Origin of the sequence: Pseudomonas sp. BNK-15, assembly GCF_047456105.1 — a bacterium.
Taxonomy (GTDB): domain Bacteria; phylum Pseudomonadota; class Gammaproteobacteria; order Pseudomonadales; family Pseudomonadaceae; genus Aquipseudomonas; species Aquipseudomonas putida_E.
The window spans coordinates 3,451,011-3,475,008 of record NZ_CP179898.1; the positions used below are offsets into that span (position 1 = coordinate 3,451,011).

Genomic DNA, 23,998 nt, shown 5'->3' on the forward strand with positions numbered 1-23,998 from the left:
GGGCAATCTTTTCTGCCAGGAGGTTCCAGATGTCTGAACAACAAGCACCCGCCGCCATGACCGATGACGAGACCGCGGCATTTGCCGAGCAGGTCTTCGAGTGTGCCCGCCAGGGGGATGCCACGATGCTCGAGCGTCTTCTGGCCAGTGGCTTGCCAGCCAATCTGCGCAACCACAAAGGCGACACGCTGCTGATGCTGGCCAGCTACCACGGCCACCATGATGCGGTCCGCGTATTGCTGAGCCAGGGTGCCGACCCGCTGGTTGCCAACGACAACGGCCAACTGCCGATCGCCGGTGCGGCGTTCAAGGGTGACCTGGCGATGATCCGGCTGTTGCTGGAAAACGGCGTGCCGGTCGACGCTGCTGCGCAGGACGGGCGTACTGCACTGATGCTGGCGGCGATGTTCAACCGTGTAGAGATTCTCGACTACCTGCTGGCCCAAGGCGCCGACCCGGCGCGCCAGGATGCGCGCGGCGCCACCGCGCTGATGGCGGCGCACACCATGGGCGCAGCCGATACCGCAGCGCGCCTGCAGGCGCTGGCCGGCTAACTGCCTGGGGGCATTTGCGGCTATCCTTGGCGACTTTTCACCCGTCGCAGGCCCCCTTCATGAAAAACCAGTTGCTCGAATTCATCAGCCTCATCGGCGCCGGCTGCATGCGCGATGAAGACATCGAGCGCATCGCCGACGAGGCCGCGCAGGCCTACGCCGACCCCGCCGCCTTCCTCGCCGCCAACCCGGACATCAACTACGACGACAGCTTCCCGATCCCGCTGGGCGAGTGGGTGGTGCTTGGCAGCCTGCCGGACACCGTGGTGTTCCAGGCCGACAGCTATCAAGAGTTGTTCCAGCACATCAGCGATTCGTTCGACAAGAGCGTGCCGTTCACCCTCAAGCCCAAGCAGCTGGCGCGTACCGAGCCGTTGACGGCGCTCAACCGCATCCAGGTGCAGATGGCCGCGCTGAACAAAGAGGCCGGTGGTTATGTGCTGCTCAACTTCAGCCAGTTGCTCGATGATGAGTTGCAGGTGGTGATGGTTGGCAAAAACGACCTGGCGCGTGTGCTGGAGCTGGGTGCTGAACTGGGTATCAAGGTAGAGCCGGCCTTAGAGGCGCTCAAGGTGGCCGTTCACAGCTGAATCGCCCGTAGGAGCGGCCTTGTGTCGCGAAGGGCCGCAAAGCGGCCCCAAGATTCAGCAGCGCAACACAAATTGCTGGGTCTGCTGCGCAGCCCTTTCGCGACACGAGGCCGCTCCTACCTGCAGCAAGGTGCAGATGGCCGCGCTGAACAAAGCCAGGTGGTAATGGCACTGAAAGCGCTCAAGGCAGCTCACACGCCTGTAGGAGCGGCCTTGTGTCGCGAAGGGCCGCAAAGCGGCCCCAAGATTCAGCAGCGCAACACAAATTGCTGGGTCTGCTGCGCAGCCCTTTCGCGACACGAGGCCGCTCCTACCTGCAGCAAGGTGCAGATGGCCGCGCTGAACAAAGCCAGGTGGTAATGGCACTGAAAGCGCTCAAGGCAGCTCACACGCCTGTAGGAGCGGCCTTGTGTCGCGAAAGGGCCGCAAAGCGGCCCCAAGATTCAGCAGCGCAACACAAATTGCTGGGTCTGCTGCGCAGCCCTTTCGCGACACGAGGCCGCTCCTACCTGCAGCAAGGTGCAGATGGCCGCGCTGAACAAAGCCAGGTGGTAATGGCACTGAAAGCGCTCAAGGCAGCTCACACGCCTGTAGGAGCGGCCTTGTGTCGCGAAGGGCCGCAAAGCGGCCCCAAGATTCAGCAGCGCAACACAAATTGCTGGGTCTGCTGCGCAGCCCTTTCGCGACACGAGGCCGCTCCTACCTGCAGCAAGGTGCAGATGGCCGCGCTGAACAAAGCCAGGTGGTAATGGCACTGAAAGCGCTCAAGGCAGCTCACACGCCTGTAGGAGCGGCCTTGTGTCGCGAAAGGGCCGCAAAGCGGCCCCAAGATTCAGCAGCGCAACACAAATTGCTGGGTCTGCTGCGCAGCCCCTTCGCGACACGAGGCCGCTCCTACCTGCAGCAAGGTGCAGATGGCCGCGCTGAACAAAGCCAGGTGGTAATGGCACTGAAAGCGCTCAAGGCAGCTCACACGCCCGTAGGAGCGGCCTTGTGTCGCGAATGGGCCGCAAAGCGGCCCCAAGATTCAGCAGCGCAACACAAATTGCTGGGTCTGCTGCGCAGCCCTTTCGCGACACGAGGCCGCTCCTACCTGCAGCAAGGTGCAGATGGCCGCGCTGAACAAAGCCAGGTGATAATGGCACTGAAAGCGCTCAAGGCAGCTCACACGCCTGTAGGAGCGGCCTTGTGTCGCGAAGGGCCGCAAAGCGGCCCCAAGATTCAGCAGCGCAACACAAATTGCTGGCTCTGCTGCGCAGCCCTTTCGCGACACGAGGCCGCTCCTACCTGCAGCAAGGTGCAGATGGCCGCGCTGAACAAAGCCAGGTGATAATGGCACTGAAAGCGCTCAAGGCAGCTCACACGCCTGTAGGAGCGGCCTTGTGTCGCGAAGGGCTGCAAAGCGGCCCCAAGATTCAGCAGCGCAACACAAATTGCTGGGTCTGCTGCGCAGCCCTTTCGCGACACGAGGCCGCTCCTACCTGCAGCAAGGTGCAGATGGCCGCGCTGAACAAAGCCAGGTGATAATGGCACTGAAAGCGCTCAAGGCAGCTCACACGCCTGTAGGAGCGGCCTTGTGTCGCGAAGGGCCGCAAAGCGGCCCCAAGGTTCAGCAGCGCAACACAAATTGCTGGGTCTGCTGCGCAGCCCTTTCGCGACACGAGGCCGCTCCTACAACAGCGGCGTCGGTAAGTCGTTTCAACCCAGTGCCGTATCCAGAAACATCATCACCGCAAACCCGCCCATCACCCCCAGCGTCGCTGCCGTCTGGTGCCCATTGCGGTGGGTTTCGGGTATCACCTCGTGGGACACCACGAACAGCATCGCCCCCGCCGCCAGCCCCATGCTGATGGGGTAGGCGAGGGCGAAACCAGTGGAAATCCCCAACCCGATCACCGCGCCCAACGGCTCCATCAGGCCCGAGCCAATCGCCACCAGCGCGGCCTTGAAGTTGGACAACCCGGTTGCGCGCAAGGCCAGCGCCACGGCCAGGCCCTCGGGGATGTCCTGAATGGCGATGGCGCTGGTCAGCGGCAGGCCGACATTCATGTCGCCATTGGCAAAGCTCACGCCAATAGCCATGCCCTCGGGCAGGTTGTGCAGGGTGATCGCCAGCACGAACAGCCATACCCGGCTGATGCGCTCGGCCTCAGGGCCGCAGGGGCCGGTGCTTTCGTGTTCGTGCGGGGTGAAGCGGTCAAGCCCGAGCATCAGCAGCACACCCAGGCCCATGCCCAGCACCACAGTAAAAGCGGCGGCCGGGCCGTTGCCGGTAATTTCGCGGGCAGCCTCAAGGCCGGGCAATATCAATGAAAACGAACTGGCGGCCAGCATCATGCCGGCCGCAAAGCCCAGCATCACATCCTGGCTGCGGGCACTGACATCGCGCAGCACAACGGCCAGTACCGCGCCCAAGGCCGTGGCGCCGAAACCGGACAGCCCGCCGAGCAGCGCCAGGTGCAGGCTGTCGGCATGCTCGCCGTTGACGGCGTTCCAGAAACTCGCCGCCAGCAGCACGATGACCGCCAGCAAGCTCACGCCCAGCCCCGCGCTGAGCCACGGGGTATTGACTGCCTGCTGGCGCCAGGCACTCAACAACGAGGGCGAGGCGGGGGTTTGAGTCTGGGCTGGGGGCATGCGAACCTCGGATCTGTGAATGCTTGCAGTCTACCCAGTGACCAGCAGGGCAGGCCAAGGATTCCCTTCTATCGACCTGATAGCTGATTATGCTCAGCCACACTGACTGTCAACGGGGGTTTTGCCATGGGTTCGACGTTCAACGGGCTGGTTGGCCTGATCATTCTGGCGCTGGATATCTGGGCAATCCTCAATGTGATCAAGAGTGGCCGGGAGGTGGGGGTCAAGGTGCTGTGGATACTGCTGATCGCCCTGCTGCCGGTGATCGGCCTGGTGATCTGGGCCATTGCCGGTCCCAGGGGCAATGTGCGGCTTGGATAGGGGCATTTTGCTGGCGCAGACAAAACCAGCAACAGCCCCGTGACAAAATTTTCACATTGGTTTAAACAGAATCCGCACCCGCACAATGCTGCGTTGGTCTAGCGCCGGCGCCATCCCGCAAACACGCAATCCTAGGACCTTCCCATTCATGGCTAACACGGATGCCTTGAAGCAACAGGGCGCGCGAGCCTTCTCGCCGACCTTGAAATCGCACTTGGCCTATACGCTGCTCAGTGCCCTGGTGATCATGCTGATGCTCAGCCTGGTGCGCCTCGCGCTGCTGGTCTACAACAGTGACATGATCGGCGACACCCCTTATTCCACCGTTGCCGAAGGCTTGTTCAACGGTTTGCGCTTCGACCTGCGCGTGGTGGTGTACCTGAGCATCCCGTTGCTGCTGGCAACGCTGAGCCCATGGGCCATGGCCCGGCGTGGCCTGTTCCGCTTCTGGCTGACCATCACCGCGAGCGTGGTGATGTTCCTCGGCCTGATGGAGCTGGACTTCTACCGCGAGTTCCACCAGCGCCTCAACGGCCTGGTCTTCCAGTACATCAAGGAAGACCCGAAAACCGTGATGAGCATGCTCTGGTACGGCTTCCCGGTGGTCCGCTACCTGCTGGCCTGGCTGTTCGGCACCTGGCTGCTGAGCCTGCTGTTCAAGGGCATCGACCGCATCACCCGTGGTGTAGGTGGCAGTGGCGTTACCGTGCAGCGCAGTGTTGCGCCGTGGTACCACCGCCTGGCCGTGTTCATGGTGATCCTGCTGGTGGCTGTGGTTGCCGCCCGTGGCACCCTGCGCCAGGGCCCGCCCATGCGCTGGGGCGATGCCTTCACCACTGATTCCAACTTCGTCAACCAGCTGGGCCTCAACGGTACCCTGACACTGATCGACGCTGCCAAGAGCCGTTTCGGCGAGGACCGTGCCAATATCTGGAAGCCGGTGCTGGAGCAGAACCTGGCCACGCAGACCGTGCGTGAACATCTCCTGACCCCTTACGACACGCTGGTCGATGCCGATGAGGCCGCCGTGCGCCGTGACTTCGTGCCGCCGGCCGAAGGTACCTTGCCGGTCAAGAACGTCGTGGTGATCCTCATGGAGAGCTTCGCCGGCCATTCGGTAGGCGCCCTGGGCAGCCCGAACAACATCACCCCGTACTTCGACAAGCTGGCCAAGGAGGGGCTGTTGTTCGACCGCTTCTTCTCCAACGGCACCCATACCCACCAGGGCATGTTCGCTACCATGGCCTGCTTCCCGAACCTGCCGGGCTTCGAATACCTGATGCAGACCCCGGAAGGCGGCCACAAGCTGTCGGGCTTGCCGGCGCTGCTGAGCGCCCGTGACTACGACGACGTGTACGTCTACAACGGTGATTTCGCCTGGGACAACCAGTCCGGTTTCTTCGGCAACCAGGGCATGACCACCTTCATCGGCCGCAACGACTTCGTCGACCCGGTGTTCTCCGACCCAACCTGGGGCGTTTCCGACCAGGACATGTTCGACCGTGGCAACGAGGAGCTGGCCAAGCACGATGGCAAGAAGCCGATCTACGCGCTGCTGCAGACGCTGTCCAACCACACCCCGTATGCCTTGCCCAAGGACCTGCCGGTCGAGAAGGTCACAGGCCAGGGCCGCCTGGACGAGCACCTGACCGCCATGCGCTACTCCGACTGGGCGCTGGGCCAGTTCTTCGAGAAGGCGCGCAAGGAGCCGTACTTCAAGGACACCCTGTTCGTCATCGTTGGCGACCATGGTTTTGGCAACCACCAGCAGATCACCGAACTGGACCTGGGCCGCTTCAACGTGCCGCTACTGCTGATCGCGCCGGGCATCCAGGAGAAGTTCGGTGCGCTCAACCACACCGTGGGCACCCAGGTCGACATCGTGCCGACCATCATGGGCCGCCTGGGTGGCCAGGCACGGCACCAGTGCTGGGGCCGCGACCTGCTCAACCTGCCTGAGGGCGACCAGGGCATCGGTATGATCAAGCCGTCGGGCAGCGAGCAGATCGTTGGCCTGGTGCAGGGTGACCGCATCCTCATCGAGTCCAAGGACATGACCCCGCGCCTGTACCGCTACCAGCTGGGCAGCGAGTTCAAGGCCGAGCTGATCGAAAGCCCCGACCAGCCGCAAATGCTCAAGCAGCTCGAAGCGTATATCCAGACCGCGACCAAGAGCCTGCTCGACAACACGGCCGGTGTGGTGCACGGTACACCGAAGTAACTGGCAAACAGGGCCGCTTTGCGGCCCATCGCCGGCAAGCCGGCTCCCACAAGATGGCGCCGGCCTGCGGTCACCAGTGGCTGCAACTGACTGAACAAATCGCCCGGCCCACGGTCAAGCATTAACAGGCATCACCCCCGGTGTTCTCTGCTTGAGAGGGCTATTCAATGAAAGAGTGGGAAGTCATCTTTGCCGACCAGAAAGGCGAGCCAACCACGCTGCTGATGCACGGTGAACTGTGCCCCAGCGAGGAAGAGGCGGCCAAGGCCATTCGTTCGCATCTTTTCCCGGTCATGGATGAGCTGGACCTCAACGACTTCCAGGACCGTGCCCTATCCCCCACGGCACGTTGGCTCAAGGAGCAGAACGGCGTAGTCATCACCCGTATCCAGGAATCTTCCTGACCCGCACGGTTGGCGTGGTGCCGCGCAAGGCACTACGCTAGTGGGAGGTGTTGGCCTGTTCTGCGGGGCTGCACCTGTCAATTCGCGTCTTGCATCAGCTCGAACTGCACGGCAATGCCGGCAGGTGCGTAGTGCACGGAAAGTCTATCCATTGCTTTATTCAGGAGGACGATTCATGAGCAGCCAGAACGACGATATCAGCAGCAATGTCCTGCGTCAGATGAAAGCTGGCGGTTTCGACTTCACCCGTATCCACCCCATCGAGTTCTACGCGGTATTTCCAGATGAAGCCGGCGCGCGACGCGCGGCCGGGCAGTTTCGCGGTGAGTCTCTCAATGCTCAGGTGCGAGAACGGGATGATGGTGTGTGGCACCTGGAACTGAGCAAGATCATGTATGCCACCTATGGTGGTATCGGGGACTTCGAAGAGGCCTTCGAGCAGGTCGTGTCACCCTATGGCGGCGAGGTAGAGGGGTGGGGCGTCAAGCAGGAACGGCCGACAGCCTGAACCCCCCTGGGGTTGCCTTGCGGCCCGATCCAATCGCCGGCCAGCCGGCGATTGGCCTTCAAGGCCTACGCTTGGCCATATGCCCCAGGTAAGCCAGCAAGGCATCCAGTTCTTCTTCACTCAAAACACTTTCGGCAAACCCCGGCATGCGCGCCTGTGGCCACTGCCTCAGGCTTTGCGGGTCACGAATGTACTGGCGCAGGAACCCCGGCTGGAAATACTCGGTCGGGTTGTGCGGCATGTTCAGGTCCGGGCCTAACTGGGCATCCCCCGCACCGTTGAGCCGATGACAGGCCAGGCAGTTCTGCTGGAACAGGGCAAAGCCCTGGCGCACCGGGCCTTCGGCCGGCAGCTTCGGGTCAGGGAGCAGCGCCGGGAAGCGTTGTTCCACCGTCGCCAGGCGGCGGATGGTGGCAATCTGGAACGGCCATTGCTCGGGGCGGATGCCGCTTGCCTGCGGGGCGGTCCACACCAGGTAGAACGGCCCGGCGCTTGGCTTGCCGTTGCCCAGTGCCGGCCACGGTGCGGCGGGGTCCTCGATGGCCAGCCAGGCACGTGCCGGGCCCTCCTGCAGCAACGGCGCGGCCGGCATTTCGGCAGCGAAACCGTCCAGCGCCACGGCCTGCAGGTGGTCATCTGCCTTTATGCCTTGCAACAGCGTGGCCAGCGGCACCGCGCGGTAACGCATGGGCCGTTTATAGGACACGTCCTGTTCGATGTTTATTTCGCGTGCTTGCGGCATGCGCAGCAAATCGGCGCTGTCCAGAGTGCGCGACGAGCCGTCGAGTTCCAGGTGCAGTTGGGCCGCCGACAGGGGCAGGCTGAGAAGAAGGGCTAGCAGGGCAAAACCTAGGCGCATGGGCACTCTCCGACCGTCATGGCCGGCAGGTTACCTGTGCGTTGCCCCTTGAGGCCACTGCCATTGTCATCCGAACAAACGTGTCAGGTTCGGCAAGATCAACAGCAACGTCGTGGCGAATAAAATGAGCCCAGCTTGGCGAAGTTTCGATTGTCTGAACATGGCGGACCGCCTTCTTGTTGTTATTCCTGAATACCCGTTGGCTTCCCTGTCGCACTTCGGGTCGATCACCGCAGCGTGCCTGCACGCCTTACCACTTACCTCTTTGTATCGATATACAACCAACAGTAGGGTGAACGTCATCCATGTTTAAGAACCCTTTGTTCTATTAAAGCTGAGAATCGGTTGCTTGATGATATGAGGCAAAAAGCCAGCCATCTGGCACGCTCTGGCTAGACAGTGGCGCAACACCCAGCGCCTACCCGACAAAATGTGACCGTTCGTCAGTGCAGCCTACTTGCTTGTACGTGCCTTTCACGGCAGTCTCTACAGCTGATTCCCACCCACGTCGTTCAGGACTATCCCTATGTCGTTACGCATCTGCATCCTTGAGACCGATGTCCTGCGACCGGAGTTGACCGCGCAGTACCAGGGCTACGGCAGGATGTTCGAGCAGCTCTTCTCGCGGCAGCCGATCGCCGCCGAATTTCGTGTGTACAACGTGATGAACGGCGACTACCCCGCCGACGATGAACGTTTCGATGCCTACCTTGTGACAGGCAGCAAGGCGGACTCGTTCGGTACCGATCCATGGATCCAGACCCTCAAGGCATACCTGCTCAAGCTGTACGAGCGCGGCGAAAAGCTGCTGGGTGTGTGCTTCGGCCACCAGTTGCTGGCGTTGACCCTGGGTGGCAAGGCCGAGCGGGCCGACAAGGGGTGGGGCGTGGGCATCCATCGCTACTCGCTGGCGGCGCATGCGCCGTGGATGGACCCTGAGGTTTCCGAGCTGACCCTGCTGATCAGCCACCAGGACCAGGTGACCGAGCTGCCTGAAGGTGCCACGGTGATCGCCTCGAGCGATTTCTGCCCGAATGCGGCGTATCACATTCGCGATCAGGTGCTGTGCTTCCAGGGGCATCCGGAGTTTGTCCACGACTATTCGCGGGCCTTGCTCGATGCGCGCCAGGAATACCTGGGGGATGAGGTTTACCACAAGGCAGTGGCGAGCCTGGCCACTGAACACCAGGGCGACCTGGTCGGTGAGTGGATGATGCGCTTCATCCAGCAGCCAGCCAAGGCCAGCGACAGCGCTGCCTGAGCCACAGGGGCTGCAACAGCAGCCCCGACACGCTAAAGCCAGCCGGAGCGCTTGAAGCTGGCGAACAGCCCGGTGCATCCCAGCCCGATCACCCCCAGCACCCCGAAATACCCGTAGTGCCAGCCAAGCTCCGGCATGTTCTGGAAGTTCATCCCGTAGATCCCGGCAATCGCCGTGGGGAAGGCCAGAATCGCCGCCCACGCTGCGAACTTGCGCTGCACGATGCTTTGCCGCCGTGACTCCAGCAGCATGCCGATCTCGATGGTCTGGCTGGCGATGTCGCGGATCCCGACCAAGTCTTCCATCTGCCGCGTCACGTGGATCTGCACGTCGCGAAAGTAGGGGCGCATGTTCTTGTCGATGAACGGGAAACTCAGGCGCTGCAGTTCCTCGCTTATCTCCACCATCGGTGCCACATAGCGGCGCAGGCGCAGTATGTCGCGGCGCAGGCTGTGCAGGCGGCGAATGTCGTCTTCGAGCAACGAGCCGGTAAGCACGCTTTGCTCCAGCTCTTCGATCTCGCCATGGATGGCTTCGCTGACCGGTTGGTAGTTTTCGGTGACGAAGTCCAGCAGTGCGTAAAGCACGAAATCTTCGCCGTGCTCCAACAGCAAGGGGCGCGCCTCGCAGCGTTGGCGCACCAGGGCATAGGATTTGGAGTGGCCATTGCGGCAGGTGATGATGTAGCCGTTGCCGGCGAAGATGTGGGTTTCGATGAACTCCAGCTTGCCCTCATGGCGCACGGGCGAATAGGTGACGATGAACAGCGCGTCGCCGAAGGTTTCGAGCTTGGGCCGGCTGTGTTTCTCCAGGGCGTCTTCGATGGCCAGTTCGTGCAGGTTGAACTGGCACTGCAGGTTGGCCAGTTCTTCGGCATTGGGCTCTTCCAGGCCGATCCAGACGAAATGCCCGGGCTTGCGCGCCCACTCGCTGCCCTCGTCGATGCTGATGTTGGTGACTTTTCTGCCGGCGCTGTACACCGCCGATGCCACGACTCGACCCATGGTTATCCACTTGTCCGGTTGCACACGGGTTACAGCTTGGGCTGTATGGGCCTTGAGGGCAACCTAGCGTTTGGCCAGCTCGCCTTCCATGTGGTCGATGCACTGCTGCATCTGCCCGCGGCACTGCTCGATCAAGGCCGGGATGTCCTGCTGGGTCAGCCCTTCAGTAGCGATCGGCGGCAGTGAGCGCACGATCACTGTGCGGCGTCGCCAGCTGTTCAGGCCCAGGCGCCGCGCATAACGGCTGACGCACACCGGCACGATCGGTACGCCCGCCTCGAGGGCCATGTGGAAGGCGCCTTTCTTGAACGCCAGCAACTGGTCTGCGGGGTTGCGCGTGCCTTCCGGGAAAATCCAGATCGAGGTGTCGTCACGCAGGATGCGCGTGGTCACCTGCATGGCCTTGCGCGCCTGGTAAGCGTTCTTGCGGTCCACCAGTACGTTGCCGCCCAGCCAGAACAACTGCCCGAACAGCGGTATCCAGCCGAGGCTTTTCTTGCCGATGGCGACCGTGCGCCGGGGCACCACGTGGCCGAGGATGAACAGGTCGAAGTTGGACTGGTGGTTGGCAATGATCACGCAGCCGGGTGGCTGGTCCCACAGCGGGCCGACTTCGGCCTTGACCTTGATGCGCAGCAGCCAGGTGGCCGGCAGGCTGTATAAGCGGGCGAAGATGCGGCTGTTGTCGCGGTTGAAGGGGCGCAGCAGGCCGATCAGCAGGCCTAAAACCCCGACCAGCAGGAAGTGCAGCGCCAGCAGGAGCATGCGAAGGCAGTAAAGCATGGTACGACTCACACCAGACAGTCGCGGTGCAGTGTACGGCTGTGCACTGGGTTGGGCAAACCTTGGGTTCGCCGTAATGGCCCTCCGGGCGGCGTACCGGCCAGAGGGCCTCCAGGGTCAACCGATCGGGTTCTGGTCCAGCGCGATTGCCTCATCCAGGGCATCGAGCAGGCCCTTGCGCACCTTCAGCTTGGTGTTCTTGTGCGCCAGCATGTTCAGCTTCTTCAATTCACGCGCAGCGGCCAGCGCGGTGTCGAGCAACTGCTCGGCCGGCACCACCTTGTCGAGGAAGCCCGCTTGCATCGCGCCATGTGGGTCGAAGATTTCGGCATTGTTCACCGAACGCTGGAATGCTGCGCGGCTCAGGCGGTCGCGGGCCAGCTCGATGCCGGCGTGGTGCATGGTCATGCCGATCTGCACTTCGTTCAGGCAGATCTTGTAAGGCCCCTCGACGCCGATGCGGTAGTCGGCGGACAACAACAGGAAGGCGCCCTTGGCCACGGCGTTGCCGGGGCAGGCGACAATCACCGGGAACGGGTGAGAGAGCAGGCGCCGGGCCAGGGTGGAGCCGGCGGTGACCAGGCTGATGGCTTCCTTGGGGCCTGCGGTCATCACTTTAAGGTCATAGCCGCCGGACAGGATGCCCGGCTGGCCGGTGATGATGACCACGGCGCGGTCTTCCTTGGCGCGGTCCAGGGCGGCGTTGAAGGCAGTGATGACATCCGGCGAGATGGCGTTGACCTTGCCGTTGTTCAGGGTCAGGGTGGCGATGCCGTCTTCGGCGTGGTAGGTAATCAGCTCGCTCATGACAGAGTCCTTTAGGTGGCGTGGCGATGACGTTACCCAGCGCCGCGGGCCAGGTAAAGCAGCAAGGCTGACCAGCCAGTCAGCGACTGGCCCTCATGCCTTGCGCAATCAGGGCAGGGCGGCCGGGTGCGGTAAAAGCGCTGGCGAGATTGGCGGCTTTGCCTTGGCAGCCTCGGCTTTTCGGTGGCCTGGCTTAAATGCATGAAAAAACTGAAAAAAATGCTTGCCAAAGAAAAGGTCTTCTACTAAATTAGCGCGCCTCGACAGGCTGAATGGCTTGAAGAGAAAACGGTGAAGTGTCCGAGTGGTCGAAGGAGCACGCCTGGAAAGTGTGTATACGAGAAATCGTATCAAGGGTTCAAATCCCTTCTTCACCGCCACATTCTACGAAGAGCCCCCAAGCTGAAAGGTTTGGGGGCTTTTTGTTTTTTACGGGCGCTTGGTGGGCGTGGCCTGTAATTGATCGACTACCTGAGCCCAGTCAAAAGGCAGAAGGTCGGCATATACAAGCCCTGCGTTACGGATTGCTTGTGCAAACGCGCGCTGTGTTGCGGCAGTCGCCAAGCTCATATGCGCATCCACGCCAACGTCAGATACCGTTCGCGCTACTTCCTCCATCTCTTCTGCGCGTCTGAAGCCATGTTCGGCGACCCGGCTGATGAGATAGTGCGCAAGTGTTCCGTCCCAGCCTGAGCCAGGAAAGCTTTCATGCAGTGAAGCGAGTACGAAATCCTCGGCGCCATATTGCCGCGCAGTGGCCATGCATTCTGTTGTCAACGCTTCAAGCCCTTTGATCATTATGCTGCGGCACATCTTGATGGAAGACGCCACACCAATGGTGTTTGCTACGGTTTGAACCTTCAAGCCGAGCCCCTTTAGCGCAGTTTCGAGTTCAAGTGCCCGAGGGCCGCCCAGTAGCATGGGGGTTTTCAAGCGCTGTGGCGGCAGCGGTGCCATGACTGCCGCATCGACATAGTCCACACCATGGTGCGTTGCGGCTTGGTGCGCTGCTTTTTTTGTTGCTGGCGCCACAGAATTCAGATCCATGAAAACTTGCCCGGACCTGAGCTGTGGCATGAGGTGCAGGGCGACCTCAAGGGCGGCACCGGCGGTCACTGCAGACATGACCAGGTCGGCGCCGTCACTGGCATCGATAGCCGAAGCACAAAGCCTGACTCCACATGCCTGTGCCTTTGTCAACAGGGCGCCGCGACAAGCTTCATCTTGCTGAAGCTTGTCGTATACCTGCACATGGACACCCTGGCGGGCGATATCTTGGGCGAGTATCGCACCGGCCTCGCCAAAACCAATCAACCCTAGCGTTTTGATGTACATCACGGGCTCCTCGTAATCGGTTGCCTGAAAAACGGCAACGTTCTGTTCGCAACGTTTCAGGAGAGAAAGAGGCTGTTTACTTGAATGCAAGCGAGTAGTTGAGGATCAAGCGGTTCTCGTCGATGCCACGGTTGATATCGCTTCGGTAAAGGGCGTTACGCCAGCGAATCGAAAGGCCTTTGAAGTGTGGAATCTCGTAGGTCACATCCACGTCGCGCTCCCACTCGCCGCCGCCGCCTCGCTTGTCCAGATGTGCCCCCTGGATGTAGCTGGTATAAAAGCTCAGCCCGTGCACACCCAGGTGACTGAAGTCATAGCCGTAGCGCAACTGCCAACTGCGCTCACCTGCTTCTGCGAAGTCGTGGTATTGAACGTAGTTGGGCAAATACGGGTTATTGATGTAGGGGAAGCCAGTGTCACCTTCCATATGCTGATAGGTGGCAAGCATGCTGTGGCCATTGTCGAGTGTGTAACTGACCAGGGCGGTGTAAGCCTCGTTGTCAACACGACCGGCCTTGGCATTGCCTGCTTCATGGCTGAAGAAAGCCCGCAGGTCCAACTCGAGCCACCCACGGCCAAGCTTTCGGCGCTGGGTCGCGCCGAGAAAGTGCTGCGCGTAAACGTCCTCGAGGCCACCGTGGTAGTAACTGAACGTCAGTGTTGGGTCGGGTTTGTAGCTCGCGCCAGCGTACCGGAAGTGATCACCCACGCCGGCGGTTGAGTAACGGCCGTTTTTTGCCGCCAGCATGATGTGTTGTTGGTCGGTGGAGTCGGGGCTGGTTGTGCGGTTGAATTGGGCCAGGTTGACGGTCAGCCCGTCAATTTCGCTGGAACTGATCTGCGTCCCTTGGAAGGACTGCGGGAAAAGCCGGCTACCATTGAATTGCAAAACCGGTACCTTGGGGAGCGCGATGCCGTAGCGCAGTTCAGTCCTCGATACTTTGACTTTCGCTGCTAAACCGCCCTTGGAGTACTCTTCAACCGCCTCTCCCGATGCAGTAGTTGGCAGAAGCCCGCTTCCCGTCCGATCTGCACTGGAGTCGAGTCGGACGCCGAGATAGCCCAATGCATCCAGGCCAACGCCGATATCTCCTTGGGTAAATCCAGATTCATAGTTGAGCAGAAATCCCTGAGCCCATTCTTCCCGCTTTGATACACCCGTACCGTCGCGAAAGTCTGCGTTGTAATAGAAATTGCGGATATCCAGGCGTACCTTGCTGTCTTCGATAAAGCTGGCGGCCAGCAGGGGTGTGACACACGTCATCCCCGCCAGCGTTACGGCGTAGCGCAGTTTGGAATTCATTATTGTTTTCTCCAGGGCGCAGCAATCCTCGGCCCTGTCGGCAGGGCCGTGGAGGTCAAGCAGTGGGGATCAGTGTTTGGTGGGGTGCAGTTGCTGGTTCAGCTTGCCGCGATCCAGTTCTTTTTCCCAGGCGGATACCACCAGTGCTGCGACACCATTCCCGACGAGGTTGGTCATCGCCAAGCCAGTGCCCATAAAGCGGTGGATGCCCAGGATCAGCACCATTCCCGCAACGGGCACAACGGGCACGACGAGCAAGGTACTGGTCAACATCACGAACGCAGCCCCCGAAACCCCGCTGGCACCTTTTGAACTCAGCATGGCAACAATGATCAAGGTCAGTTGCTGCCCCCACGTAAGTTCAATGTCGAGCGCTTGAGCAATGAACAGAACAGCCATGGTCAAATAGATGTTGGTGCCGTCCAGGTTGAAGGAATAGCCGGTGGGTATCACCAGGCCGACGACCGATTTCGAACAACCGAGTCGTTCCATCTTCTCCATGATTTGGGGGAGCACAACTTCAGATGAGCTGGTGCCCAGTACAATCAGTAGTTCATCCTTGATATACGAGACGAACCGCAGGATGCTGAACCCGCAAAGCCTTGCAACGAAGCCCAACACCAGCACGATGAAGAATATGCAAAGCACGTAGAAGCTTGCGATCAATTTGAGCAGCGGCAGCAGCGATGCGGCGCCATATGTGCCAACGGTAAACGCGATTGCACCAAAGGCGCCGACTGCTGAAAACTTGGCGATGATATGGACAATACCGAAGAACACGCCCGAAACGCCTTCGATCATGGTGTACACCGGCTTACCTTTATCCCCCATCGCGGACAAGGCACAGCCAAAAAGTACTGAAATCAGCAGAATGCACAGGATGTTGCCATCTGCCAGCGCTGAGACGAACGTATTCGGGATGATACTCATCAGGAATTCGACGATACCCAGGTGCTGCGCTTTCTCAGCAAAACCTGTCACTGCAGAGGCATCCAGTGAATCAGGGTTTACGTGAAACCCGGCGCCTGGGTTGAACAGGTGGCCGCCGAGTAACCCTATGACCAGCGAGACGGTGGAAATTATCTCGAAGTAAAGCAGTGCCTTGCCTCCCACACGACCGACCTTTTTCAGGTCTTGCATGCCCGCGATGCCGGTCACTACGGTACAGAACACCACAGGGCCGATGATCATCTTGATAAGCTTGATGAACGCATCACCCAATGGTTTTAGTGAGGCGGCGAAATCTGGCCAGAAATGTCCGACGAGCCCACCCAAGACAATCCCCAGCAAAACCTGGAAATACATCGCTTTATAGAAGGGCTGTCGTGTGCGGGCCGCGGGCTTCAGTTGCGCGGCAGGGTGCGTCGCTTCGGTCGAAGTGTTCATATCGATTCCACTACCTGATTGTTTTTGGAGTTGGTGTGGTCGAGCGCTGAAATCAGCGTCCGTAAAGCTTCAGGGGGTTGTCGATCAGTAGCTTCTGACGTGTCGCTGGGTCCGGGCAGAAGCGGTACATCAGATCGACAAGCCCCCCGTCATTGGGCATGTCCTTGCTGATGTTTGGATGAGGCCAGTCAGTACCCCAGAGCACACGCTCCGGCGCCGTCTCGATAAGCGACATGGCGAAGGGGATAGCATCATCAAAGGGTTTGCGCCCCGCTGAGACCCTTTCGGCGCCACAGACCTTCACCCATGCCAGCGGATTGTCCATCAGCTCAAGCAACGTCCGAAACGGCGCTTGATCGAGGCCGTCCTGAGCCTTGATGCGGCCCATGTGGTCTATTACGAACGGCACCTGGATACGTGCCAAGCGATCGGCATAGGTGACGATGTCCTGAGCATCCAGGTGAAGTACCACATGCCAGCCCAAGGGTTGGATACGTTCCAGTGCCTGGTCGAAAATGGCAAGGTCGGGCGCACCGCCCAGGTGAGCGACGAAATTGAACCGTACTCCCCGAACCCCGCAGGCGTCCATCCGCGCCAACGCCTCGTCAGTCTCGCTGCCGTCGATGATTGCTACGCCTCGATAGCGCCCGGCACTGCGGCCAATTGCATCTAGCATCGCGCGGTTGTCTGAGCCGTGGCAGCTGGCCTGAACAATAACGCCGCGTTCGAAGCCAAGGTGGTCATGAAGTTCGACAAGCTGCGCGAATGCGGCGTCTGGTGGGGTGTAGCTGCGGTCTTCGGCGTAGGGGAATTGCGCCGCTGGCCCAAATACATGGCAGTGAGCATCCCACGAACCAACAGGCAGGGCCTCAACAGGCTTGGTGGGGAATAGGTCGGGTGGCAGGCAGCTTTTCATGGCACGTCTCTATTGGCTGTCGTGGGTAAGTTCTCAGCCATCTTGACGCTCAAGGAGCCATGCAACAATCGACAAGCCCCACTAGCAGTTATGTGGTTTTTGCATGGCTTGATCGCGCATTTGATGTTTGACCACGGCCAAGGTCATCGAAGCCAGGCGTGTCAATGGTCTCTGATTGGTTGTGGCGACGAACAGGTGGGTATTGATAGTGGGCTCGACGATTGGGGCCGCTTGCAAGCCTGGGGGCACATAGGAGCCACTGAGTGCCATTCGTGACAGAACGGCAAAGCCGGCGCCCGCGGCGACCAGGTCTATCAAAGAGGGAATGCCGTCTATTTCCATGTGTACGTTGAGTTCTACATGATGCCGTGCAGCTTCCGATTCGATCAGCCGCCTGAGGGAGTGCGGCTGGCTGGGTATGATCAGTGGGTAGTCACCGAGGGTGGCTAGCGGCACCTCTGGCGCGAGGCTTGCCCCGGCAGCACCAATCAACCAAAGGGGTTCGGATTGAAGGGGCTCAAAATGGAGTTGCGCGTTTTGCGCGGGGTTGTACAGCAGCGCAAAATCCAGGCGGCCCAACAGCAGCCACTCCCTCATGGAGTGGGACAAGCCTTCCTTGATGCCCAGCGAGCACCCGGGAAACGCCTTTTGAAACGCTGTGACAATACCAACGGTATGGCGCCGCGCAATACTAGGGGGGAGGCCGATCACCACCTTGCCAGTCAATGAGTCACGCTGTTCTTGCAAATCCTCGCGGGCGACTTGTACTTGACGCAAGATGCCCTGGCCATGCTCGAAAAGCCGGGTGCCAGCAGGGGTAAGGGTGACGCCTCTACCGTTGCGCAGTAACAGGTGTTGCCCAAGCTCCAGCTCCAACTGGCGCACTTGACGGCTTACGACCGACTGGGACAGGTTCAGTGTCGCCGCCGCCCTGGTGAAGCCACCAAATTCAGCGACGCGTACAAAGCACTCCAGTTGCTTGAGATCCACCCGATACGCCCCCGCATCCAAAACATTATTCTGTTGGATTCATCTTGATTTGCGAAGGGCGAATCTGTTGATCACAGCCATGGGCGGGTGAGTAATGCGTGCTCACCAAGCGGAAGATCCCGCTTTCTGACATACGCCGCCAACGGTGTCTAGAAGCTCACCGAAGCCGACACCCGTGCCGTCCGCGGCGCGCCCTGGAACAGGTAGTTGTCCCCCAGGTAATCCCCCACATCCCGCCAGTAGCGTTTGTCGAACACGTTATCCACGGTAAGGCGCAGCACCGTGTCATAGCCGCCGATGCGCGTGCGATAGCGGCTACCCACGTCAAACACGGTATAGCCGCCCACCTGCACATTCCCCGCCTGGCTCGCATACTTGCTGGCGCTGTAACGTGCCCCGCCCAGCAGGGCCAGGCCCGGCACCGGCAGGCTGTAGTCGGCTTGCAGGGCTGCGCGCAGGCGCGGCACGTTGATCGCCTGATGGTCTTCGTAGGCATCGGTACCGCTGTTCTTCACGCGCGCGCGAATCGCTGCGGCGCTGGCCTGGATTTGCAGGTTCGAGGTCACCCAGCCGCTGGCGCCCAGTTCCAGGCCGATGTTCTTCTGCTGGCCCTGCTGCACGTAGGTGAAGGTGGCGTCGCCTTCAGGGCGGGCGTATTGATAGGCCTGGCGGATCTGGAACAGCGCGGCGCTGAAACTCATGCCCTGCCAGTCGCGTTTGATGCCCAGCTCAAGCTGATGCGACAGGGTAGGGGCGAGGATTTCTGCCGCGTTGCTGGCGTACCATGGCGCGGTACCCCCTGCGGACAGGCCCTTGGAGTAGCTGGCATACACGGTGGTGTCCTGGCGCGGCTTGTAGATCAGCGCGGCATTGGGCAGCAACTGGTATTGCCGGGTATGGCGCCCGGCCAGGCCGGTTTCGTCCCAGGTCTTTTCGTCCAGGCGTACTTCGCGGGCGCCGAGCACGGCCTGCCACTGCTCGCTGAAGGTGATGCGGTCGTTGACGAACAGGCCGTACTGGCGGCTGTCCAGGCGCCGCTCGCTGGCACCGACCGGCAGGTCCGAGGGCGCCACGGCGGGTGCGCCGGTGTAGATGTTGCCGCTACCGACCAGTTGGTTGTAGTAGGGGCGCTGATCCAGCGTGCGGCGTTGTGCGCTGGCACCCACCGTCAGCTCATGGCTCACGCCGAGCGCGTCGAAGTGGCCGTCGAGCATCGCTTGCGCTTCATCGGTGCGGCGGGTGTCGTCAGGGCTGCGGAAGTCGTAGATGCCGTAGTCGCCCTCTGGGCTGAAGTGCGACTGCCAGCCGCCTTCGCTGCCCCAGGCGAACGAGCTGTAGTCATCGATCACCACTTTGCTGCGCGAGGCGCTGAGGGTGCCGCTCCAGGTATCGTTGAAGCGGTACTGGAAACGCCCGCCCAGGTTCAGTGAATCGGTCTGTACCGGCTTGGCCCAGTGCTGGTAGGCCAGGCGGTCATCCGGGTCGATGCCGTGCGGTACTTCGCTGCCGCCAAGCAGTTGATAGCCCGGTACCGAGCGCTGTTCGCGGTGCTGGTACTCGGCATCGAGCTGCAAGGTGGCATCGGGGTTTATCTGCCAGTCGAACGCCAGCGAGGCAAAGTCGCGCTTGCCATCGGCATGGTCGACGTACGAGCGGATATCTTCGTGGGCGAGGTTGGCGCGCAGGCCGAACTGCCGCTCACTGCCAAACCAGCCGCCCAGGTCGGTGGCCAGGTAGCGCTCGCCTTGTTCGTTGGTCGATACCGTTACGCTGCGCACATCCTCGGCGCGCTTGGTCACGTAATTGATCAGCCCGCCAGGCGCCGACACGCCACTGTGCAGGCCCGACAGGCCCTTGAGCAGTTCGACTTGCTGCTTGTTCTCCAGCGCCACGTTCTGCTCGCCGGCGATGGTCTGGCCATTGATGCGGTAGCTGCTGGCGGCATTGAGTTCGAAGCCGCGCACGTTGAAGTTTTCGTAATAGCCGATCGGGGCGTAGCTTTCGCCGACCGAGGCATCGCTTTGCAGCACTTCGCTGAGCTTGCGTACCTGGCGGTCTTCGATCAGTTGCTGGTTGAAAACACTGACTGATGCCGGGGTATCGAGCAGGGGGGCTGCCTGAAACCCGCCTGCCGAGGCTTCGGTTACCTGATAGCCGTCGTTGCCGTAGGTGTCGGAAACCTCTACCGGGGCGAGGGTGACACTGTCTTGAGCCAAACCGTGGGGGCTGTGCAGGGCCAGGCCCAGGCTGAGCAGGCTCAGGGGCAGGCGGGGGTGTGGCAGGGGCATGCTGGGGTCCTTGAGCGGTGAGCACGCACGGGCCCATTCGCGGGTAAGCCCGCGAATGGGCCCGTGCAGTCAAAAAACGCTCATGTTATCAGGCGCGTATCTCCCCGTACGCCTTAAGTTGTTCAATCCCCTGCAGGCGGGTGCCGATGCTGGCGCCAGCTGTCGTCGATCTTGGACCAGGTCTTGCCATCGGTACTGGCCATCAGCTTGCGGCCGTCCTTGAACGTCGCAAGGAAGGTGGCTTCTTCCTCCTTGCCGCCCAGCCATAGCCCGGCCAGCAGGCCAACCGGGCCGGCCACCAGGGCGCCGGCCATGCCCCAGCCCAGCGCGGTACCCAGGCTGCGATTGGATTCCAGGCTGGCCAGGCGCAGGTCGCTGATGCGGGCAAGGGAAATCCGCTCGCCAGGCGAGGGGCTGCGCGGGGTCTTGAGTGTGAGCGATCCATTGCGATACTCGCCTTCACCTTGCAAGAAATCGCCGGATTGCACCGTGAGCCTTGTCATTGAGTCGTCCTGTCAGTAAAGGGGCTTTGATCAATCCCTACTGAAGCGCTGGCGCGACGGGCAAGTCAACGAGCAGGCGACGGAGGGTTGCGGTGTCATGCCGCACAGGCCTTCACGGCGCGCTTGCGCTTGTGCTCGGCCCAACCCCACACCAGCAGCGCCAGCGCCCCGATCAACAGGCCGGCCGTCACGATGCCCATCCATCCCTGGTACTGGAACAACTGTGTGCCCAGCAAGGAGCCTAGTGCCCCTCCGATGAAATAACAGGTGATGTAACCGGCATTGAGGCGGGTACGGGCTTCGGGCCGCAAGGCGATGACCGCATTCTGGTTGCTCACGTGCACCAGTTGCACGGCCAGGTCCAGCACCAGCACCCCGAGCAGCAAGGCCGGCAGGGAGCTTTCGGCGAAACCTAGCGGTACCCACGACAGCAACAGCGCAACAAGGCCCACTGTGGTGCCCAGCGAGCCTCTGCCGCGGTCAGCCAGGCGGCCGGCCCAGTTGGCCGAAAGTGCACCTGCCGCGCCGGCAAGGCCGAACAGGCCGATAACCGCGTCGGAATAGTGGTAGGGCTCACGCGCCAGCAGAAACGCCAGCGGTGTCCAGAACAGCCCGAACAGGCTGAACGCCAGCAACCCCAGCAGCGAGCGCAGGCGCAGCACTGGCTCCTCGATGAACAGGCGGAATACAGAGCCGATCAGTGCGGGGTATTTCAGCCCGGCATGGCTGTGGTGCTGTGGCAGGCTGCGGTACAGGGCAAAGGCGGTGACAGCCATCAGCACCGCAGCCAGCACATAGATGCTGCGCCAGCCACCCAGCTCGGCCATGAAGCCGGCAGCGGTGCGCGCCAGCAGTATGCCCAGCAGCAAGCCGCTCATCAGCGTACCCACCGCGCGCCCGCGCTGATGCGGCTCGCTCAGGGTGGCGGCCATGGGCACGAGGATCTGCGCCACCACCGAGAACAGCCCGGTGAGCGCGGTCCCCAGGATCAGCCAAGGCAAGCTGGGGGCGCAGGCGCTGATCACCAGGCCCAAGGTGGAAATGACCGACATGATCACGATCAGGCGGCGCTGCTCGAACAGGTCGCCCAAAGGCGCCAGCAGCAGAAGGCCCGCGCCATAGCTGAGCTGCGCGGCGATGACGATGCTGCCGGCGCTGGCGGTGCTCAGGCCGAACTGTTCGGCGATGCTGTGCAGCAGTGGCTGCGCGTAGTAGTTGCTGGCCACGGCCAGGCCGGTGGCGGTGGCCATCAGCAGGATCAGGGCGCGGCTCAAGGTTGGGGTGTTCATCAATATCTCGGTGCGGGCAAGGTCAGTGGCGTTCAGTATCTGGGCGGCTCAGGCTGGACGCCAGCGTGCAAACATTTCGATCAGGCTGCAAAGCCGCCGTCGGCGGTAAGGCTCGCTCCGGTGATGTAACCCGCCTCCGGCCCCGCCAGGTACGCCACGAAGCTGGCAATTTCATCTACCTGCCCATAGCGCCCGATTGCCATCAAGGGGATCAGGCTTTCGGCAAACTCGCCGCTGGCCGGGTTCATGTCGGTATCCACCGGCCCTGGCTGCACGTTGTTCACGGTGATGCCCTGTGGCCCCAAGTCGCGTGCCATGCCTTTGGTAAGGCCGACCAATGCCGACTTGCTCATGGCATACGGTGCGCCGCCAGCAAACGGCATGCGCTCGGCATTGGTGCTGCCGATGTTGATGATGCGCCCGCCCTGGCCCATGTAGCGGGCGGCGGCCTGGCTGGCGACGAACACGCTGCGCACGTTGATGGCCAAGGTGCGGTCGAAGTCTGCCAGGTCGAATTCGGTCAGCGGCGCTACCGCCAGTACGCCTGCATTGTTGACCAGGATATCGAGGCGGCCGAAGGCTTTTACGGTGTCGTCCACTGCCAGTTGCACCGCGGCGGCGTCGGCACTGTCTGCGCGCAGGGCCAATGCCTGGCCGCCGGCGGCTATGACCTGTGCCACCAGGTCGTTGGCCGGGCCTTCGGAGTTTGCGTAGGTGAAAGCAACCTGGGCGCCATCACGGGCCAGGCGGCGGACGATGGCGGCACCGATGCCGCGTGAACCGCCCTGGACCAGGGCCACTTTGCCTTCGAGGGTAAGTTGCTGGGACATGCTGATCTCCTGCTGCAAGCAAGGCCGAATGCCTTGGATGGGCGTAGTATCGACCGATGATTACCTGCTGATAAGATGGCAATCACTATTGGCAGAGTAAACCTTTGGTTGGTAATCATGGCCATGGAGTCGTTCAACGCCCTTGAATGTTTTATCCGCAGCGCCGAAGTGGGCAGCTTCGCCGAAGCGGCCCGCCGTTTGAGCATTACCCCTGCGGCGGTGGGCAAGCATGTCGCCCAGCTTGAAGCGCGCCTGGGCGTGCGGCTGTTCCAGCGTAGTACCCGCAAGCTGACCTTGACCGAAGCCGGGCAGCGTTTTTTAGGCGAAGTCAGTGACAGCTTTCGTACCATCCAGTACGCCGTGGCCAACCTGGCCAGCGCCGAAGGCCAGCCGGCCGGGCTGTTGCGGGTGAGCATGGGGACGGTATTCGGCAGGCTATACGTATTGCCGCTGCTGGGTGAATTCTTGCGGCGCTACCCGGCGATCACCCCGGACTGGCATTTCGACAACCGTCAGGTAGACCTGATCGGCCAAGGTTTCGATGCGGCGATTGGCGGCGGGTTCGAGCTACCGCTGGGGGTGGTGGCGCGCCGGCTGACCCCTGCGCATCGGGTGTTGGTGGCAGCCCCTGGGTACTTGAGCCAGCACCCGGTCATTGAAGACCCGAAGGTGCTGGGCCACCATGCCGGCATCTTGATTCGCTCACCGCAGACCGGCCGTGTGCGGTCGTGGCCGTTGACCAGCCGTTGGCAGGCGCAGCAGCCACTGCTATTGCGCCAGGCAATGACCATGAGCGACTCTGATGCAGCGTGCGCCGTAGCCCAGCAGGGGTTGGGCATTGCATTGGTCAGCCTGCCGTTTGCCGTGCCTTACCTGCAGGCGGGCCAACTGCTAAGGGTGTTGCCGGACTGGTATGTGGATGATGGGCATATCAGCTTGTATTACGCCGAGCACAAGCTTCTGCCGGGCAAGACCCGGGCGTTCATCGAGTTCGTGCAGGAGCAGTTCGCTCATGGCGGGTTGGCGCGCAAATTCGATGCGCTTGCCGGTTAGTCGGAGGCTGGCAGGGCCGGCCTCATCGCCGGCAAGCCGGCTCCCACTGGTTTGCGCTGAGCTTGAGAGCAGCGGGGTACCTGTGGGAGATTCTATGGTTATCAGCAAGCCATTTTCGCGCCTTTGGTGACCTATTCGTCCTGATTTTTCATCAGG

The 23,998-nt window shown here is 61.4% G+C and carries 22 protein-coding genes and 1 tRNA gene; 9 read left to right on the forward strand and 14 right to left on the reverse strand.

Annotated features, from left to right (window positions below):
- The first annotated feature begins 29 nt into the window (after window positions 1-29).
- Complete coding sequence (locus tag ACMGF5_RS15785; protein WP_119688484.1) at window positions 30-554, forward strand: ankyrin repeat domain-containing protein; 525 nt, start codon at window positions 30-32, stop codon at window positions 552-554.
- A 59-nt stretch (window positions 555-613) separates the two neighbouring features.
- Window positions 614-1,144, forward strand: coding sequence for a hypothetical protein (locus ACMGF5_RS15790; RefSeq protein ID WP_115272889.1), 531 nt, complete (start codon window positions 614-616; stop codon window positions 1,142-1,144).
- A gap of 1,698 nt (window positions 1,145-2,842) precedes the next feature.
- Here the strand turns inward: ACMGF5_RS15790 and ACMGF5_RS15795 are convergent.
- Window positions 2,843-3,781, reverse strand: coding sequence for a ZIP family metal transporter (locus ACMGF5_RS15795; protein WP_119688487.1), 939 nt, complete (start codon window positions 3,779-3,781; stop codon window positions 2,843-2,845).
- Window positions 3,782-3,907: 126 nt separating this feature from the next.
- Between ACMGF5_RS15795 and ACMGF5_RS15800 the strand changes: the two genes are divergently transcribed.
- The 4 genes from ACMGF5_RS15800 to ACMGF5_RS15815 all read left to right on the forward strand — a co-directional run bounded on the left by ACMGF5_RS15800 (window position 3,908) and on the right by ACMGF5_RS15815 (window position 7,235).
- On the forward strand, window positions 3,908-4,102 hold the full coding sequence (locus ACMGF5_RS15800; protein ID WP_039604611.1) for a PLDc N-terminal domain-containing protein: 195 nt from the start codon (window positions 3,908-3,910) through the stop codon (window positions 4,100-4,102).
- Between the two features lie 148 nt (window positions 4,103-4,250).
- Window positions 4,251-6,323, forward strand: coding sequence for an LTA synthase family protein (locus tag ACMGF5_RS15805; RefSeq protein WP_414156954.1), 2,073 nt, complete (start codon window positions 4,251-4,253; stop codon window positions 6,321-6,323).
- Between the two features lie 167 nt (window positions 6,324-6,490).
- Window positions 6,491-6,727, forward strand: a complete 237-nt coding sequence (locus tag ACMGF5_RS15810) for a hypothetical protein (RefSeq protein WP_115272887.1) — start codon at window positions 6,491-6,493, stop codon at window positions 6,725-6,727.
- Window positions 6,728-6,902: 175 nt separating this feature from the next.
- Entirely contained in the window at window positions 6,903-7,235 is a 333-nt protein-coding gene (locus ACMGF5_RS15815; RefSeq protein ID WP_115272886.1) for a ribonuclease E inhibitor RraB, read from the forward strand.
- 58 nt (window positions 7,236-7,293) lie between these two features.
- Here the strand turns inward: ACMGF5_RS15815 and ACMGF5_RS15820 are convergent, their stop codons facing one another.
- Window positions 7,294-8,094 carry a cytochrome c gene (locus ACMGF5_RS15820; protein WP_177011139.1) on the reverse strand — a complete coding sequence of 267 codons (801 nt, stop codon included), beginning with the start codon at window positions 8,092-8,094 and terminating at the stop codon, window positions 7,294-7,296.
- Between the two features lie 526 nt (window positions 8,095-8,620).
- Between ACMGF5_RS15820 and ACMGF5_RS15825 the strand changes: the two genes are divergently transcribed.
- Entirely contained in the window at window positions 8,621-9,355 is a 735-nt protein-coding gene (locus tag ACMGF5_RS15825) for an amidotransferase (protein WP_119688488.1), read from the forward strand.
- A 32-nt stretch (window positions 9,356-9,387) separates the two neighbouring features.
- Here the strand turns inward: ACMGF5_RS15825 and ACMGF5_RS15830 are convergent, their stop codons facing one another.
- From ACMGF5_RS15830 to ACMGF5_RS15840, 3 genes are all read right to left on the reverse strand, one after another.
- Window positions 9,388-10,359 carry a magnesium and cobalt transport protein CorA gene (locus ACMGF5_RS15830; protein ID WP_046786610.1) on the reverse strand — a complete coding sequence of 324 codons (972 nt, stop codon included), beginning with the start codon at window positions 10,357-10,359 and terminating at the stop codon, window positions 9,388-9,390.
- 63 nt (window positions 10,360-10,422) lie between these two features.
- Entirely contained in the window at window positions 10,423-11,142 is a 720-nt protein-coding gene (locus ACMGF5_RS15835) for a lysophospholipid acyltransferase family protein (protein WP_046786609.1), read from the reverse strand.
- Between the two features lie 117 nt (window positions 11,143-11,259).
- Window positions 11,260-11,949, reverse strand: coding sequence for a crotonase/enoyl-CoA hydratase family protein (locus tag ACMGF5_RS15840; protein ID WP_046786608.1), 690 nt, complete (start codon window positions 11,947-11,949; stop codon window positions 11,260-11,262).
- Between the two features lie 290 nt (window positions 11,950-12,239).
- Here ACMGF5_RS15840 and ACMGF5_RS15845 point away from each other — a divergent pair.
- Window positions 12,240-12,329: transfer RNA gene (locus ACMGF5_RS15845), tRNA-Ser, on the forward strand.
- Between the two features lie 49 nt (window positions 12,330-12,378).
- On the opposite strand, the gene ACMGF5_RS15850 is transcribed toward ACMGF5_RS15845, so the two are convergent.
- The 9 genes from ACMGF5_RS15850 to ACMGF5_RS15890 all read right to left on the reverse strand — a co-directional run bounded on the left by ACMGF5_RS15850 (window position 12,379) and on the right by ACMGF5_RS15890 (window position 22,789).
- Window positions 12,379-13,284: a DUF1932 domain-containing protein gene (locus tag ACMGF5_RS15850; RefSeq protein WP_115272884.1), complete on the reverse strand. Its 906-nt coding sequence runs from the start codon at window positions 13,282-13,284 to the stop codon at window positions 12,379-12,381.
- 76 nt (window positions 13,285-13,360) lie between these two features.
- Complete coding sequence (locus ACMGF5_RS15855) at window positions 13,361-14,587, reverse strand: OprD family porin (RefSeq protein ID WP_115272883.1); 1,227 nt, start codon at window positions 14,585-14,587, stop codon at window positions 13,361-13,363.
- Window positions 14,588-14,656: 69 nt separating this feature from the next.
- Window positions 14,657-15,973, reverse strand: a complete 1,317-nt coding sequence (locus ACMGF5_RS15860; protein ID WP_012313369.1) for a dicarboxylate/amino acid:cation symporter — start codon at window positions 15,971-15,973, stop codon at window positions 14,657-14,659.
- Between the two features lie 52 nt (window positions 15,974-16,025).
- The gene (locus ACMGF5_RS15865; RefSeq protein ID WP_119688490.1) at window positions 16,026-16,889 is read right to left on the reverse strand and encodes an amidohydrolase family protein; all 864 of its coding nucleotides are present in this window, start codon (window positions 16,887-16,889) and stop codon (window positions 16,026-16,028) included.
- Window positions 16,890-16,970: 81 nt separating this feature from the next.
- Window positions 16,971-17,879: a LysR family transcriptional regulator gene (locus ACMGF5_RS15870; RefSeq protein ID WP_119689129.1), complete on the reverse strand. Its 909-nt coding sequence runs from the start codon at window positions 17,877-17,879 to the stop codon at window positions 16,971-16,973.
- Window positions 17,880-18,028: 149 nt separating this feature from the next.
- Entirely contained in the window at window positions 18,029-20,167 is a 2,139-nt protein-coding gene (locus ACMGF5_RS15875) for a TonB-dependent siderophore receptor (RefSeq protein WP_414156955.1), read from the reverse strand.
- 122 nt (window positions 20,168-20,289) lie between these two features.
- The gene (locus tag ACMGF5_RS15880) at window positions 20,290-20,670 is read right to left on the reverse strand and encodes a hypothetical protein (protein ID WP_046786606.1); all 381 of its coding nucleotides are present in this window, start codon (window positions 20,668-20,670) and stop codon (window positions 20,290-20,292) included.
- A 95-nt stretch (window positions 20,671-20,765) separates the two neighbouring features.
- A complete protein-coding gene (locus ACMGF5_RS15885) occupies window positions 20,766-21,959 on the reverse strand; it encodes an MFS transporter (protein WP_046786605.1) in 1,194 nt (397 codons plus the stop codon).
- Window positions 21,960-22,039: 80 nt separating this feature from the next.
- Window positions 22,040-22,789, reverse strand: coding sequence for a 3-oxoacyl-ACP reductase family protein (locus ACMGF5_RS15890; protein WP_119688492.1), 750 nt, complete (start codon window positions 22,787-22,789; stop codon window positions 22,040-22,042).
- 117 nt (window positions 22,790-22,906) lie between these two features.
- On the opposite strand from ACMGF5_RS15890, the gene ACMGF5_RS15895 reads away from it, so the two are divergent.
- Window positions 22,907-23,842, forward strand: a complete 936-nt coding sequence (locus tag ACMGF5_RS15895; protein ID WP_414156956.1) for a LysR family transcriptional regulator — start codon at window positions 22,907-22,909, stop codon at window positions 23,840-23,842.
- The last annotated feature ends 156 nt before the right edge of the window (window positions 23,843-23,998 follow it).